The following is a 15,096-nucleotide window of genomic DNA, read 5'->3' as shown; positions in this document are numbered from 1 at the left end:
CAGCCGCCTCATGCAGGGTGTGCACGCTCATAGATCGATAAAGGGAGTTCCCATGATTGCCACACGCACCACTCGTCACCGTCTCATCGCCGGGGCGCTGTCTGCAGGCATGTTCGCCCTGTTCACGCCGCTCACCGCACAGGCCGAGCCTGAGCAGCCGACTCTCGATGAAGTCCGCTTCGGCGTGCCGCCCTGGCCCGGCATCACGGTCAAGAGCGAGGTTGCCAGCCAGCTGCTCGAAGCGCTTGGCTACACCACGCGCCAGCGCGAACTGGCGGTCAGTGTGATCCTCAACGCCCTGGTGGAGCGTGATCTCGATGTCTATCTGGCCGGTTGGTATCCGCAGGAGCGCGATATGCTGGCCCCGCTGCTCGAGGAGGGCTCGATCATCGAGATCGTCGACAACGTGCCCTCGGCCATCACCGGCATCGCCGTCACCGACGACGCCTGGCAGGCCGGCGTGCGCAGCATCACCGACCTGGACAAGCATGCCGATCGCTTCGATAGCCGCATCTACGGCATCGAGGCCGGCTCGGGGATCAATGATGCCGTGCTCAAGGTGATCGATGAAGACCGCTTCGGTCTCGGCGACTGGCACCTCCAGGAGTCCAGCGCCTCGGCGATGCTCGCCCAGGTGGGCCAGAAGATCGACGCCGACGAGTGGGCCGCCTTCATCGGTTGGCAGCCGCACTGGATGAACGTCGCCTATGACATGCACTACCTGGAAGACGCCGACGACTCCGGCGCCGCTCAGCTGGAAGGCCACGTGGCCACGGTCGTACGCTCCGACCTTGCCGAGCAGGACCCCAACCTGGCGCGCTTCTTCGAGCAGTTCGTGGTGGGCAGCGATATCCAGAGCGAATGGGTCAACGCCTACTCTCGTGATGAGCGCCGCGCCGACGATGTCGCCAGCGAGTGGATCGCCGAGCACCAGGATGTCGTCGCCGAATGGCTCGACGGCGTCACCACCCAGGACGGCGAACCTGCCATGGACACGATGAGCGCCCAGTTTCAGTAAGTCAGCCCCGCCCCGGCACCTTCCCGGTGCCGGGCTATTGAGCGCCTTATCGCATAACAGCCGCCGCTTTCAACGCACTCACGGCAGAGGAAATGGCCGCCTGGCTTGCACCCGATCAATATTTGCCCATCTCAGTCTTTCGTAACATAGGATCACACATCCGACGGTGCTAAATTAGCCGAAGTCGCCTCAGAAAAATGAAAGCTGCCTGCATGCAACGCGGAGAAGGTAGCCAAAGCAGAACATATATCATGGCTGCAATCGACTAAAGCGGCCATGCCGGCAAAGGCAGCCAGCATATTCACCAGTGTTATGCTGCATGCGCGGCGATTGGTGTTATGTAGCTGAGCAAAACTTAATGTTCGGTTATTTCAATGGCTTAGGTGAGCTGCTAGCGCGTAGCAGAACATTCTTGAACGCGCGTGCTCGTTCAAGTGGAATATCGAGCATGCTATATAATACAGCTGTTAACTATAATTTATTGGAGTTTAGGATGTTAGATCCAGAAACGGGCTTTACGTCTGACGTTATTACTGACGTAAATAGATTTGTCGGTCGCGCGGATTTGATTAGATCTTGCATGCAGGCTCTAAACTCGCCAACAAGTCTAATCGCCATTTATGGTAAACGAGGCGTAGGTAAATCATCACTTTTTCGTCAAATTCAGCAAATGGCTCTTGGCGATTACACTTTGGCCGAAAATGCGGGTTTGAAACATGAAATTCCGCTCAAGACACGGAAATATCTAACTGTCTTCTATACATGCGACTCACTGATAAATTCCGGCGAAAGCCTACTTTCCAGATTGATCAACGACCAAGATGATGAAGATGGTCTTCTTCGGTTGGTGCCAGATGATGGAAAAGAGATCGTTGAGTTTACAAGAGCAAAAGAAGTATCTGCTGGCGCAGATTTGAAGGTCGTGAATTGGGGCGCAAAGGGCATTGAGTCTACAAAATATGCTAAAGTTGTGCCTGATGATACAGTTCAAACATTCAGGAATTTTTTATCGTCTATCGTTCAGCACCAGGTTAAGAAAAGGATGGGGAGAGATGGACTTCTTATTCTTTTAGATGAATTTGATGTTTTGAGTGATAAAAAGGGATTGGGCTCCCTAATTAAATCCCTTAGCTCCAAAGATGTGAAATTTGGGATTTGTGGCATAGGGCAAGATTTAACCGATGTTATTGAAGATCATGCGTCAGTTGAACGCTTGCTCGAACAGGGTGCCATTCACGTAAGACCTATGCCAAACACGGAAGCAATAGCTGTTATCGACAAAGCTGAAGAGCTATATAGCGGAGACCTAACTTTCGACGTCGACGTAAAGAGAGAAATAGCGGAAGTTTCTCAGGGCTACCCCTATTTTGTTCAAATGATTGGCAAGTCATGCGTAACAAAAGCATCCCAGAAGGGTGTTTCCGTCATTAGTCAAGATATTTACCGCGAGGTGCTTGGCGATATCCGCAATGGAGTTGCGTTCCCAACTTTGGAGAGCGCATATCAGAAAGCGATAGGCACGTCCGAGAACAGGCAAATGCTGTTGCACCTCTTGGCCGAACAGTCAGAGCAAACCACTTTGTTCCATGAGGATGTCGGTAGAATTTTTATAAAGCATGCCAGGAAAGATGCCGAGGATTTTGATGTTGACTATTTGGATCAAAATTTACCGAGGCTTCTTGATAGAAAGTTTGGCCCAGTTCTTAGGCGTATTCCCGAAGGACAGGGTATATATGAATTCATTAATCCAGTATTTCGACTATATGTGCGCCTGAGAGCATTATAGTTAACAAGTGCAGACAAGGGACGCTCCTGACGTCACGCCCCTGCTGCAAGCATTACAACAGAAATTCCTAAACGTCTGCTTCTGGCCGGGCCTCGCCCAACCAATCTTCACAAGTCCCCGAAGCGGTACTGCAGCAGCGACAACGCCACCACCGGAGCTGTCTCGGTACGCAGGATGCGCGGGCCAAGGGAGAGCGGCTCGAAGCCAGCCTCGCGGGCGGCCGTGACCTCGGCCTCGGCCAGCCCGCCCTCGGGACCGATCAGCAGGGCCACGCCGTCGGGGGATGGCTCGCTCTCCAGCCCTCCGCCGGTCGCCGGATGCAGCACCAGGCGCAGCGCCTCGTCGCGCCCGGCCAGCCAGTCGGCCAGGGCGAGGGGTGGGTGCACCGGCGGCACCACGGCGCGTCCACACTGCTCGCAGGCGCTGGCCGCCACGCCCTGCCAGTGGGCGAGTTTCTTCGCCTCGCGCTCACCCTTCAGGCGCACATCACCATGCTCGGTATAGAGCGGTGTGATGGCGACCACGCCGAGCTCCACGGCCTTCTGGATGGCGTAGTCCATGCGATCCCCCTTGGAGATCGCCTGACCCAGGTGCACCGTCAACGGCGACTCACAGGCTCCGGTGGTCACCGACTCGACGCGCGCGACCACCCGCTTGCGTGAGGCCTCCACCAGCACCGCACTGGCTTCGAGGCCCGCGCCGTCGAACAGCCGCAGCGTGGCCCCTTCACCCAGGCGCAACACCCGCGCCACATGGCGGGCTGGCCCCTCGGGCAGAACGACGTCGCCGCCGACACGCAGGTCGGCGGCGACGTGGATACGCGGCGATCTCTTGGTCATCACCTCAGGGTCACTCGCGCTGCATCACTGGGTTGCCGGCGCGTCCTGGCCCTGCTCGGCCGCACGCTGCTTCTTGCGGGCGTAGATCGCCTCGAAGTTGACCGGCGACAGCATCAGCGGCGGGAAGCCACCACGATTGACCAGGTTATCGATGCATTCACGGGCATAGGGGAAGAGCACATTGGGGCAGAAGGCGCCCAGGGTGTGGTCGAGCTGCTCGCCCTCGATGCCGGTAATGCGGAACAGGCCGGCCTGCTCGAGCTCCGCCAGGAAGGAGGTCGTGCCCTCCTCGCTGTGGGTCACCTGGGCGGTGACCTTGATCGTCACCTCGTAGAGGCCGTCACCCACCTGGGTGCTGGTGGTATCCAGGTTCAGGCCCACCTTGGGCTTGAAGGGCTGCTGGAAGACCGCCGGCGAGTTGGGTGCCTCGAAGGAGATGTCCTTGACGTAGATGCGCTGCACGGCGAACTGCAGCTGCGGCTTGTCCTGTTGGTCCTGCTGGCCGGCGGCCTGGCCGTCGGCGCTCTGGTTATTCTCTTCCGCCATGGGAAAGGTCCTTTTATACGGTAAACAAAGACTACTTCTTGACCACGGGCAGACCATCGGCCTGCCACTGCATCATGCCGCCCTTGAGCTTGAGCACTCGAGAGTAACCGGCCTTGGAGAGTTTGGCCACGGCCGCCCCGGCAGACTGGCCGTGCTTGCAGACCACGATGATCGGCTTCTCCTTGACCTTCTCGAGTTCGTTCATGCGCTCGTCGAGGCGACTCTGAGGAATATTGCGGGCACCGGCGATATGGCCAGCCTTGAAGTCACCCGACTCCCGGGTGTCCAGCACCACCGCATCCTCGCGGTTGATCAGCTGGGTCGCCTCACCGGAGGTCACGCCGCTGGCGGCACTGTTACGCGCCTCGTAGAGGATCCAGGCGGTCAGCACCAGGAGGAAGGCGCCCACCAGCAGCGGGTGGTTCTGCACGAATTCAAACAGCTGATCGATCATGGGTACGAATAACTCTCGTCTCGGTGCTCGTAAACAACACGTAAATAAACAGGGGCGCTGGGGCGCGCCCGGGCGCCTAGTATACACGAGGTCGGCGCCGACGAATCAGGCCGCCCCGGGGGAACCGCCGCAGCCGTTGGCCGCGGGGAGCCATGACGCACGATGCCGCCTGCGATATGATGCCGCAAGACACTTCCTACCGCGACCCCGAACGCCCCGCATCGCCCCCTGGGCCTTGGTATCGGCATGCACGAGAGGCCCCAGCCGCCCGGGCCGGGTCGCGCCTTTCACGCTTCGAGGACATTCGCCATGACCACCAACGCCCCGCGCCCCGTCGCCCTGATCATCCTCGACGGCTACGGCCACAATCCCGACCCGGCCAACAACGCCGTGGAAGCCGCCGATACCCCGGTCATGGATCGCCTGTGGGCCGAGCATCCCCACACCCTGATCCATACCGATGGCCGCCATGTCGGACTCCCCGATGGCCAGATGGGCAACTCCGAGGTGGGCCACATGAATCTCGGCGCGGGCCGAGTCGTCTACCAGGACTTCACGCGCATCACCAAGGCCATCGAGGAGGGCGACCTGGATACCATCGAGGTCCTCACCGCGCCCATCGACGCGGCCGTGGCCGCGGGGCGTGCGGTCCATCTGCTGGGCCTGCTCTCGCCGGGGGGCGTACACAGCCACGAGGAACATATCCTCGCCGCCGCCGAGCTGGCGGCCCGTCGCGGCGCCACACGCATCTTCGTGCACGCCTTCCTGGATGGCCGCGACATGCCGCCCCAGAGCGCCTTGGCCTCCATCGAGCACGCCAATGCGCGTCTCGCCGAGCTGGTCGGCGCCGACAATGGCTTCGTGGCCTCGATCATCGGCCGCTACTTCGCCATGGATCGTGACAACCGCTGGGAGCGCGTCGAAAAGGCCTACCGCCTGCTCACCGAGGGCGAAGGCGAGCATATCGTCGCCAGTGCCGAGGCGGGCCTGCGCGCCGCCTACGAGCGCGGCGAGACCGACGAGTTCGTGGCCGCCACCAGCGTACGCCCGGCCGGGGAAGCGATCACCCTCGAGACGGGCGATGCCGCCCTGTTCATGAACTTCCGTGCCGACCGCGCCCGGGAGCTGACCCGGGCCTTCGTCGACGAGAGCTTCGAGGGCTTCGACCGCCGTGTACATCCGCGGCTCGCCGCCGAGGGCCTGGTGAGCCTGACCCGCTACGCCGCCGATATCCCGGCGCCGGCGGCCTTCCCGCCGGTGGATCTTCACAACACCCTGGGCGAGGTGATCGAGAGCCGTGGCCTGACCCAGCTGCGCATCGCCGAGACCGAGAAGTACCCCCACGTCACCTTCTTCTTCTCCGGCGGTCGCGAGGCCGAGTACCGTGGCGAGGAGCGCATCCTGGTGCCCTCTCCCCGGGACGTGAAGACCTATGACGAGAAACCCGAGATGAGCGCCCACGAGGTCACCGACCGCCTGGTGGAAGCGATCGACTCCGGCCGCTTCGACCTGATCGTCTGCAACTACGCCAATGGCGACATGGTCGGCCACACCGGTGACTTCGACGCCGCGGTCAAGGCCATCGAGACCGTCGATGGCTGCGTGGGCCGTGTGGTGGAGGCGATCCAGCGCGCCGGCGGTGCCTGCCTGGTCACCGCCGACCACGGCAACGCCGAACAGATGATCAATCCCGAGACCGGCGCCCCCCAGACCGCCCATACCACCTTCCAGGTGCCGCTGATCTATGTCGGCGAGCGCCCGGCTCGATTCCACGACGACGGCAGCCTGTGCGATATCGCCCCGACCCTGCTGACGATGATGGAGCAGCCGGCCCCCGAGGAGATGAGTGGACGCGCCCTGCTCGAGCTCGACTGAGCGGCAGGATGTTCAGGAGCGCCACCCTCCCGGGCACCCTGCTGCTGACGCTGCTCCTGACTGGGCCGCTGGCGGCCCAGCCCAGCGAGGAGGCGGTACAGGAGCGCCTTGACGCCATCGGCGAGGCCATCGAGGAGGCCGACCGGCGCCTGGCATCCACCCGCCAGGCGCGCGACGCGGCGGCTCGCCAGCTGGAGGAGATCGAGACCTCGCTGGCCACCACCCATCGCCGCCTCGATGAGCTCCAGGCCGAGCGACGCGAGCTGGGCACCGAGATGGAGACCCTGCAGTCGCGCCGCGACGAGCTCGACGCCGAGCGTAGCGCCCAGCTCGAGGCCATCCATGCCCAGCTCGATGCGCTCTATCGCCTGGGCCATTCGCCCCAGCTGAAGCTGCTGCTCAATCAGGACGATCCGGCACGACTGGACCGACTGCAGCACTACCTGAACCACCTTGCCCGCGCCCGACGAGCCCGCCTCGACGAGCTCGCACGCCTCGACGCGGCCCTGGCCGAGACCCGAGGCGAGCTCGAGACCCGCGGCGACCGCCTCGACGCCCTCGCCGCCGAGCTGACCGCCCGCAGCGCCGAGCTGGCCGAACAGATGCACGAACGCTCGAATCTGGTCGCGGAGCTGGAGAGCCGCCACAGCGGCGAGGCCGCCCGGCTCGCCTCCCTGGAGCAGGATCGCGAGCGCGCCGAGCAGGTGCTGCGCGACGTTCAGGAGCAGCTGGCCCGCCTGCAGCGCCCGCCCCCCTCCACCGCCATCGAACGCACCCGCGGCGAGCTTCCCTGGCCGGCCCAGGGCAACCTCGCCTCGCGCTTCGGCGCCGGCGATGCCGTCCATCGCAACGGCATTCTCATCCTGGCCGCCGAGGGCAGCCCGGTACGCGCCGTGCATGCCGGCCGGGTGGTCTTCGCCGACTGGCTGCGTGGCTTCGGCAATCTGCTGATCATCGACCATGGCGACGGCGTGATGACGCTCCACGCCCACCTGCAGCACTTTACCGCCCAGGTCGGCCGGCCGGTCTCGCGGGGCGAAACGATCGGCGCCGTGGGCAGGAGCGGGGGCCATCGCCGCCCCGCTCTCTATTTCGAGGTGCGTCGCGCCGGTACCCCCATCGATCCCCAGTCGTGGATCGCCCGCCGCTGAACGCCGCTTTCCATGCAGGCCGGCGGCGGGCTATGCTGGTCGCTCACCGTTCCGGAACAGCGGAGTTCGCATGACCCCAGCGCTTTCCCTGCCGGGCAGGCTCTCTCGCTCCTGCTCGCCTCGACGCCTGCTGGCCGGGCTGCTGCCCCTGGCCCTGCTGACGCTACCGCTGACGGCGACCGCCCAGGTCGCCGATGATGAGCTGCCGATCGCCGAGATCCAGACCTTCGCCGAGGTGTTCGAGCGCATCAAGCGCGCCTATGTGGAGGAGGTCGATGACGCCAGCCTGCTGCGCAACGCCATGCGTGGCATGCTCAGCGAGCTCGATCCACACTCCTCCTATCTCGATAGCGAGGCCTTCCAGAGCCTGCGCGAGTCGACCCAGGGGGAGTTCGGCGGTATCGGTATCGAGGTGGGCATGGAGGATGGCCAGCTGACGGTGATCACGCCCATCGACGACACCCCCGCCTCGCGGGCCGGCCTGCAGGCACGCGACCAGATCCTGCGCATCGACGACACGCCTACCGAGGGTCTGTCGCTGCAGGAGGCGGTCGAGCTGATGCGCGGTGATCCGGGCAGCGAGATCGAGCTGACCATCCTGCGCCAGGGCGAAAGCTCGCCACGCCGCATCCCGCTGACACGCGAGAATATCCGCACCGAGAGCGTGAAGAGCGAACTGCTGACCCCCGGCTTCGGCTATCTGCGCATCAGCCAGTTCCAGACCCGTACCGGCGAGCAGGTGAGCGAACACATCCGCCAGCTGAAGCGCGACGGAGAACTGGACGGGCTGGTGCTCGACCTGCGCAACAACCCCGGCGGGGTCCTGCAGGCCGCCGTCGCGGTGGCCGACGCCTTCCTGGAAGAGGGGCTGATCGTCTACACCGAGGGGCGTCTGCCGGATACCGAAATGCGTTTCTCGGCCAATGCCACAACGGCGGCTCCCGACGTTCCGCTGGTGGTGCTGATCAACGGCGGCAGCGCCTCGGCGGCGGAGATCGTCGCCGGCGCCCTTCAGGACCAGAAGCGTGGCGTGGTGATGGGCACCGAGAGCTTCGGCAAGGGCTCGGTCCAGCAGATCATGCCGCTGGGCAACGGCGAGGGGCTCAAGCTCACCACCGCGCTCTACTTCACGCCCGGTGGGCGCTCCATCCAGGCCCAGGGCATCGAACCCGACGTCAGGGTGGTGCGCGGGCGCGTGGAGGTCACCGAGAATGGCCGCGGGGTTCGCGAGGCCGACCTGGAGGGCCATCTCGGCGCGCAGGAGGCCCCGCGGGAGAGGACCGAGCAGAGCGAGCGGCTACGTGAGGATTACCAGCTCAGCGAGGCCCTCAACCTGCTCAAGGCCCTCGATGTGGTCCGCCAGCGCGACCGCTGAGCCAGGCGGTTCAGCGGCAACTGACAGGCAGGCGACCGCGCTGGCCGGTGGCCTGCTGCAGCAGCAACCGCTTGAGCGGAACGAGGCGGTCCACGCTACCCATCCCCAGATTGCGCCCCAGGGTCAGCGCCGGATGGCGCGCCCCGAACAGCAGTCGGAACCCATCCATCAGCGCCAGCATGCCGGCGTTATCACCGCGCCGCCGCCGTGCATAGCGTGCCAGGGTCCGCTCATCACCCAGCCCCATGCCTCGTCGACGGGCCGCCAGCAGCTCCTCGGCCAGCACAGCGGCATCCATCAAACCGAGGTTGACCCCCTGGCCGGCCAGGGGGTGAATGCCATGGGCGGCATCACCCACCAGGGCAAAACCGGGCAGGGTATAGCGCTTGGCATGGCGCTGTACCAGCGGGAAACCGGTCGCCTCGTCGAGCACCGTTACCGCGCCCAGCCGATGATCGATGGCCGCCGCCAGCGCTTCCCCCAGGTCATCACGCGGGAGTCCCGCCAGGCGTTCGGCCTCGGCGGGAGAGGTAGACCAGACGATGGAGCAGTGATGCTCCCGCTCCTCTACCGCCAGGGGCAGGAAGGCCAGTGGACCCGTCGGCAGGAAGGCCTGCCGCGCCACCTCGCCGTGGGGCCTCTCGATACGCACCGTGGTCACCAGGCCGACATGTCCGGTCTCACGCTCGCTGAGCGCAATGCCCGCCATGTCGCGTAGCGGGGAGCGGACACCATCCGCGGCCACCACCAGGGGAGCGCTCAGCCGGCGACCATCGGCCAGCACGATACACCGCCCCTCGACACCGCCCTCCAGCCCCTCGACCCGTGCCCCCAGGCAGAGGCGTACCGAAGGCAGCGCCTCCAGCCGTCGCTCCAGCGCCGCCAGGGTGACATCGTTCTCGACGATATGTCCGAGCACCGGCAGGCCGGCCTGGTCGGCGGAGAAGTTGACCTCACCGCTCCCTTCGGCGTCCCAGACCTGCATATGGCGGTAGGGGCTGATGCGTCGTGATGCCATCCATGCCCAGGCGCCCACCCCCTCCAGCAGCCGCTGCGAGACCGGCGTCAGCGCGCTGACCCGGCGCGCCGGCTGCCCTCGCCCCACGGTGTCGGCATCCAGCAGCGCGGGCCTGGCATCCACCAGGGCCACCTCGACCCCGGCCTCGCCGAGCAGCACCGCCAGGGCGGCCCCCACCATGCCTCCGCCAACGATCACCACCTCATGGTGGCCATCGGCCGAGCGACTCGCTCCCCCATCTCCCGTGACACTCATGCCTTCGCCTCTTCTCGACTCTTCACATTTCTCGCCGGCGCGATTCATCGCTCCAGCCCCATGGCGCGGCGCGCCAGCGCACGCCTCAGGGGACCGGCGAGGTTGAGGCCGACCAGACCGGCGGCACGGGCATGACCCAGCAGCCGACTGTCGATGCCGAACAACCGTATCAGACCGTCACTGAAGCGGGTCACGCTGTGGCGGTCGCCAGCGCGGCGGGCCTCGAAGGCCTGCAGCACCTCGGTATCTCCGACCGAGCGACCGTGCGCCAGCCCCGCCTCCAGCGACGCCACCAGATCCATCACCCCACGCAGCGCCAGGTTGAAGCCCTGACCGGCCACCGGATGCAGGGAGTGGGCCGCGTTTCCCATCACTGCCAGTCCGGGCCGCGTGGTCTCGCGCGCGGTCACCAGGCTCAGCGGATAGGTATGACGGCTGCCCACACGCCGGAAGCGCCCCCCCCGGTCACCGAAGGCCGTCTGCAGTTCGGCCAGGAAGTCACCCTCCGACAGGTTCAGGCGTCGCCGCTCGTCTCCCGCAGCGTGGGTCCACACCAGCTCCATGGTCTGGCCCTGGAGCGGCAGCAGGGCAATGGGGCCTTCGCGCGTAAAGCGCTCCCAGGCGACACCCTGATGACACCGGCTCATCTCGACACTGGCGATCAACGCCACCTGTTCATAGGAGCGCACCTCGCTGGCGATCCCCAGGCGCTCCTTGAGGCCCGAGCGCCCGCCATCGGCCAGCACCGTGAGCCCCGCCTGCAGATTGGTGCCGGAGGCTAGCCCCAGGTGGTAGCCCTCCGCCGTCGGCTCGATCGTCTCGACGCGATCCGGGCAGTGCCAGGCCAACGGCAGTCCGGTGAGATGCTGATGCAGGACACGACCCAGCCAGGCGTTGGGCACCACATGGCCCAGCGCCTCGACCCCCAGCTCCCGAGCATCGAGGCGGGTGGCCCCGAAGTGGCCTCGTTCGCTGACATGGATGCGGCGAATGGCGGTGGCCTGCTCGGCTATCGTCTGCCATACCCCCATCTCGGTGAAGTGCAGCGCGGTGCCGAGGGAGATCGCACTGGCCCGGGCATCGAAGCTGGGCTGCCAGGGTGCCGCGGCCAGGTCGAGGATAGGCGACGCCTCGATCACCGCAACCGAGAGACCGTGCCGCTCGATCAGCGGCATCAATGCACAGGCCAGGCTGGCACCCACCAGACCGCCACCCACGATGGCGATATCCACCGCCTCTGTTGTCGGGAGTGTCACTTCGGGACTCATCGCGCCACCTCAGACGAGTGATTCATAATGTAAATTACATAACTAATAATACCGCTCAACTTGGCACGCTCAATTCTCAGCCATCAGCGCCTCTATCTCCGCAACTGACTTGGGCACGGAAGCGGTCAACACCCGATGTCCTTCATCGGTCACCGCGACATCATCCTCGATACGGATGCCGATGCCGCGGAAGGCTTCGGGAATGTCGTCGTCATCGGGCACGTAGAGCCCCGGCTCCACGGTGAGTACCATGCCCGGCACCAGCGGCCGGGGCTGGCCATCGCGACGGTAGGCACCCACATCGTGGACATCGAGACCCAGCCAGTGCGAGGTGGAGTGGAGGTAGAAGCGCCGGTAGCTCTCATCGTCGATACGCGCCTGGACACTGCCCTCGAGCAGCCCCAGCCGGATCAGGCCGGCGGTAAGCCCGCGCACCACCTCGGCATGAATCACCGCCAGGGTCGTGCCGGGGCGCACCGCGTCCACCGCGCGCTCCTGAGCCTCGAGCACCACCTCATAGAGGGCCCGCTGGGCGTCACTGAAGCGGCCGTTGACCGGAAAGGTACGGGTGATGTCACCGGCATAGAGGTCGAATTCGGCGCCGGCATCGATCAATACCAGGTCGCCCTCCTCGAGGAGGGCGCGATTCTCGATGTAGTGCAGCACACAGGCATTGGCGCCACCACCGACGATGGTGGCATAGGCCGAACCACTCCCCCCCTGCCAGCGGAACTCGTGCTCCAGCTCCGCCTGCAGCTGATACTCTGCCATCCCGGGACGCACCGCACGCATGGCGCGCAGATGGCCACGCGCCGAGATCTCGGCGGCATGACCCAGCAGGGCAAGCTCCGCCTGACTCTTGATCAGTCGCGCCTCGTGAAGCAGCGGGGTCACATCGGCAATGGCCTGGGGTGGACACACCCCCTGACGCTGGCGAGCCACCAGGTCCGCACGCACCCCCTCGGCCAGTCCCCGCGCCTCGGCGCTGTCCAGCGCCAGGTAGAGCGTACGCCGCCCATCGAGCAGTGCCGCCAGGCGCTCGCTGCGCTCGGCATTCTCGAAGGCCTGGTCGACACCATGCTCGCGAATGGCGCCCTCGGCCCCCAGGCGGATACCGGTCCAGGCCTCCAGCGCCGGGTCGCGATCCTGGCAGAACAGCACGCTCTCCCCTTCGGCTCGCCCCGGCAACAGTAGCAGCAGGGCGTCGGGCTCGGGAAAGCCGGTGAGATAATGGAAGTCGCTGTCCTGGCGAAAGGGGAACTCGCTGTCACGCGAGCGAGTAACCAGAGAGGCACCAGGCAGCAGCACGGCGGCATCGCCAGGCAGTGCCGCCATCAGCGCCTGACGGCGCTGACGATACTCGGCGTTGGCAATGGGTGCCGGGCGCGACAGGGTCTCGGGCAACGTCTCGGACAACATGGCAGCTCCTTGGCGGCGGTGGGGTGTGATGGGCTGCTCAGTGACGCGTGGTGGATTCGGCATCCTCGACCTGAGGCTTGCCCGGGTGCTGCTCGGTGTAGAGCAGCATGGCGGCCATGCGGACATGCTCCACCAGGGCAAAGAGATCATTCTCGTTTTCGGCACTCTCCTCGAGGTCGGCCGGCATGGCGGCGATCCCCTCCAAGTCCTCCAGCGCCTCGCGTAGCGCCGTTGACCATCTCTCGCGAGGCTCCTCCCCGGCATCCTGGACGACCTCCAGAAAGCCCTGGGTCCACTCCTTGAGCCCGCGGGCGCGCTCGGCCAGGGAGAAGAGCTCATCGGGCAGCAGTGGTTCATAACCGAGCTCGCTACCGGAGAGGGCATCCAGGGTCTGGCGGCGCCAGGCCAGGAAACGCTCGGCGGATGGCTCGTCACGCGGCTGCTCGACGCCAAGCACCTCACACACCTCCTCCAGCCAGACGGCGGGGTCGATATCGTGCATGGCAAGTCGGGCGCACAGTCGTCCGTCGCTGAAGGCCGGCGACTGCATGCTGCCGTGAAGCAGGAAGAGGTCGGCGATAGTGGAGAAATCCTGGCGTTCATCGATCAGTGACATGGAAGCTCCATGGTGGCGGGGTGTACGGAAGAGGGGCGGCAATCGTCACCGCGCGTTGACCCCTCGAGAAGGGCTCTCTTATAGTGACGGGCCATGCGGTACTGACTGGATGTTAACGCATCGGCCCCCGGTGGCGCGCGGCCAGCGTGACCTGCGGGGTCGAGCCGGAGCCCCCCGATGAGTGATGCGACACGGCCGACCGCCGAAATTACCCTCCTGGGACGTAGCTACGTCATTGCCTGCCCCCCCGAGGAAGAAGCCAAGCTGGAGCGTGCGGCCCGCTACCTGGATCGCGCGATGACCGGCATCCACTCCCAGAACAATCTACTGGGCAACGAGCGCATCGCCGTCATGGCGGCACTCAACATCACCCATGAGCTGCTGGAGGCGCTGGAGAGTCGGCGTGAAGGGGAGCGCAGCCTGGACGCCCTGAGCGAACGCCTGGAGCGTGCCCTGGCCGATACCAAGCCACGCTGACCCTGAACCGGGAATCCATTGGCCGCCCTCCACCGGCTCTGGTACGATGGGGTTGTTCCCTGGGGTGTTTGCCAGTCGTTATCGTCCCTCGAGCCTATGCGCAGTACCCAGGGGGCCAAATGCTAGCCGAACCCGTGTGCATGTCCGTGCGTCGGAAAGCCTGACGGTTCGGCTGCGGCCACCCACCTTGAACCAATGGGTTCAAGGGCCAGAACGACAGCGGCACTCTGGGGAACCTCGTCCACATGAACCATCTCATGCCGACACCCGCCGCACCTCTTTCCTTGACCAGCTTCAACGGCTCACGTCGCGAGCTGCGTCAACAGCTGCGCCGTCGCCGCCGCGCCCTGAGCGCCGAGCAGCGCCGACTGGCCAGCGAACATCTGTGTCGCCGACTGCGACGCCTGCCCGAGGTACAGCGTGCCCGTCGCGTGGCGCTCTACCTGCCCAACGACGGCGAGATCGACCCCACTCCGCTGATCGGCTGGCTACGGCAGCGTGGCGCTCGTGTCTACCTTCCGGTACTCAAGCCCCTGTCACACAACCTGCTTTGGTTCGTGCACTACCATGCGAACACACCCATGATCCGCAATCGCTTTGGCATCGCCGAGCCCGCCACTCGCCATGGGGCCCATCGTGCGCGTCGAATGCCCGCCTGGACCCTCGACCTGATCCTGTTGCCACTGGTGGGCTTCGATGATGCCGGCCAGCGCATGGGCATGGGGGGCGGCTTCTATGATCGCACCCTGGCCTTTACCCGCCGACCGGGGCCACGGCCACGGCTGATTGGCCTGGCCCATGACTGTCAACGGGTCGACTCGCTGCCGGTGGCCTCGTGGGACGTGCCGCTCGATGCCATCGCAAGCGACGTCCGACTGGTACGCCCCTGATACACCCGCCTGGAAACGCCAACGGGCCGACGCCTCTCGGCATCGGCCCGTTGACAATCTGGCAGGGGCTCGACAGCTCGTGATCAGTTGCCGACCAGCGCCTGGGCAT

Annotated in this window: 14 protein-coding genes and 1 other RNA gene; 8 read left to right on the top strand and 7 right to left on the bottom strand. The window is 65.0% G+C overall.

Translation table 11 applies throughout. The features are described 5' to 3' along the window. Nucleotides 1–52: 52 nt before the first annotated feature. Together RM463_RS12625 and RM463_RS12620 are read left to right on the top strand one after the other, a co-directional pair. Nucleotides 53–1,018: an ABC transporter substrate-binding protein gene (locus RM463_RS12625; protein ID WP_311430193.1), complete on the top strand. Its 966-nt coding sequence runs from the start codon at nt 53–55 to the stop codon at nt 1,016–1,018. A 493-nt stretch (nt 1,019–1,511) separates the two neighbouring features. Then, on the top strand, nt 1,512–2,804 hold the full coding sequence (locus RM463_RS12620) for an AAA family ATPase (protein ID WP_311430192.1): 1,293 nt from the start codon (nt 1,512–1,514) through the stop codon (nt 2,802–2,804). 107 nt (nt 2,805–2,911) lie between these two features. Here RM463_RS12620 and RM463_RS12615 read toward each other — a convergent pair whose 3' ends face one another. The 3 genes from RM463_RS12615 to RM463_RS12605 are packed head-to-tail and all read right to left on the bottom strand — an operon-like array spanning nt 2,912 to nt 4,643. Beyond that, the gene (locus tag RM463_RS12615) at nt 2,912–3,643 is read right to left on the bottom strand and encodes a 16S rRNA (uracil(1498)-N(3))-methyltransferase (RefSeq protein WP_311430227.1); all 732 of its coding nucleotides are present in this window, start codon (nt 3,641–3,643) and stop codon (nt 2,912–2,914) included. Between the two features lie 24 nt (nt 3,644–3,667). Further along, nucleotides 3,668–4,189 carry a protein-export chaperone SecB gene (gene secB / locus RM463_RS12610; RefSeq protein WP_311430191.1) on the bottom strand — a complete coding sequence of 174 codons (522 nt, stop codon included), beginning with the start codon at nt 4,187–4,189 and terminating at the stop codon, nt 3,668–3,670. Between the two features lie 31 nt (nt 4,190–4,220). Further along, entirely contained in the window at nt 4,221–4,643 is a 423-nt protein-coding gene (locus RM463_RS12605; RefSeq protein ID WP_195688722.1) for a rhodanese-like domain-containing protein, read from the bottom strand. Between the two features lie 309 nt (nt 4,644–4,952). Between RM463_RS12605 and gpmI the strand changes: the two genes are divergently transcribed. From gpmI to RM463_RS12590, 3 genes are all read left to right on the top strand, one after another. Then, nucleotides 4,953–6,518 (top strand): 2,3-bisphosphoglycerate-independent phosphoglycerate mutase, encoded by a 1,566-nt coding sequence (gene gpmI, locus RM463_RS12600; protein WP_195688721.1) that lies wholly within the window; start codon nt 4,953–4,955, stop codon nt 6,516–6,518. 8 nt (nt 6,519–6,526) lie between these two features. After that, nucleotides 6,527–7,669 (top strand): peptidoglycan DD-metalloendopeptidase family protein, encoded by a 1,143-nt coding sequence (locus tag RM463_RS12595; RefSeq protein WP_311430190.1) that lies wholly within the window; start codon nt 6,527–6,529, stop codon nt 7,667–7,669. Nucleotides 7,670–7,739: 70 nt separating this feature from the next. Further along, nucleotides 7,740–9,044, top strand: a complete 1,305-nt coding sequence (locus RM463_RS12590) for a S41 family peptidase (protein WP_195688719.1) — start codon at nt 7,740–7,742, stop codon at nt 9,042–9,044. Between the two features lie 10 nt (nt 9,045–9,054). Here RM463_RS12590 and RM463_RS12585 read toward each other — a convergent pair whose 3' ends face one another. The 4 genes from RM463_RS12585 to RM463_RS12570 all read right to left on the bottom strand — a co-directional run bounded on the left by RM463_RS12585 (nt 9,055) and on the right by RM463_RS12570 (nt 13,620). Then, nucleotides 9,055–10,317 (bottom strand): UbiH/UbiF/VisC/COQ6 family ubiquinone biosynthesis hydroxylase, encoded by a 1,263-nt coding sequence (locus RM463_RS12585; protein ID WP_195688718.1) that lies wholly within the window; start codon nt 10,315–10,317, stop codon nt 9,055–9,057. Nucleotides 10,318–10,361: 44 nt separating this feature from the next. Next, nucleotides 10,362–11,585: a 2-octaprenyl-6-methoxyphenyl hydroxylase gene (ubiH, locus tag RM463_RS12580; protein ID WP_195688717.1), complete on the bottom strand. Its 1,224-nt coding sequence runs from the start codon at nt 11,583–11,585 to the stop codon at nt 10,362–10,364. Between the two features lie 69 nt (nt 11,586–11,654). Then, nucleotides 11,655–13,004, bottom strand: a complete 1,350-nt coding sequence (gene pepP, locus RM463_RS12575; RefSeq protein ID WP_195688716.1) for a Xaa-Pro aminopeptidase — start codon at nt 13,002–13,004, stop codon at nt 11,655–11,657. A 37-nt stretch (nt 13,005–13,041) separates the two neighbouring features. Continuing rightward, nucleotides 13,042–13,620 (bottom strand): UPF0149 family protein, encoded by a 579-nt coding sequence (locus tag RM463_RS12570; RefSeq protein WP_195688715.1) that lies wholly within the window; start codon nt 13,618–13,620, stop codon nt 13,042–13,044. Between the two features lie 177 nt (nt 13,621–13,797). Here RM463_RS12570 and RM463_RS12565 point away from each other — a divergent pair, with 177 nt between their 5' ends. The 3 genes from RM463_RS12565 (at nt 13,798) to RM463_RS12555 (ending at nt 14,987) form a co-directional block, all read left to right on the top strand. Next, entirely contained in the window at nt 13,798–14,097 is a 300-nt protein-coding gene (locus RM463_RS12565; protein WP_195688714.1) for a cell division protein ZapA, read from the top strand. Between the two features lie 53 nt (nt 14,098–14,150). Next, nucleotides 14,151–14,335: non-coding RNA, 6S RNA (gene ssrS / locus RM463_RS12560), on the top strand. Between the two features lie 7 nt (nt 14,336–14,342). After that, nucleotides 14,343–14,987 (top strand): 5-formyltetrahydrofolate cyclo-ligase, encoded by a 645-nt coding sequence (locus RM463_RS12555; protein WP_195688713.1) that lies wholly within the window; start codon nt 14,343–14,345, stop codon nt 14,985–14,987. Nucleotides 14,988–15,096 lie beyond the last annotated feature (109 nt).

The organism is Halomonas sp. LES1, from assembly GCF_031846005.1.
In the GTDB taxonomy this organism is placed as follows: Bacteria; Pseudomonadota; Gammaproteobacteria; order Pseudomonadales; family Halomonadaceae; genus Halomonas.
Note: the sequence above shows the minus strand (reverse complement) of the source record. Positions and strands in the feature narration are given on the sequence as shown.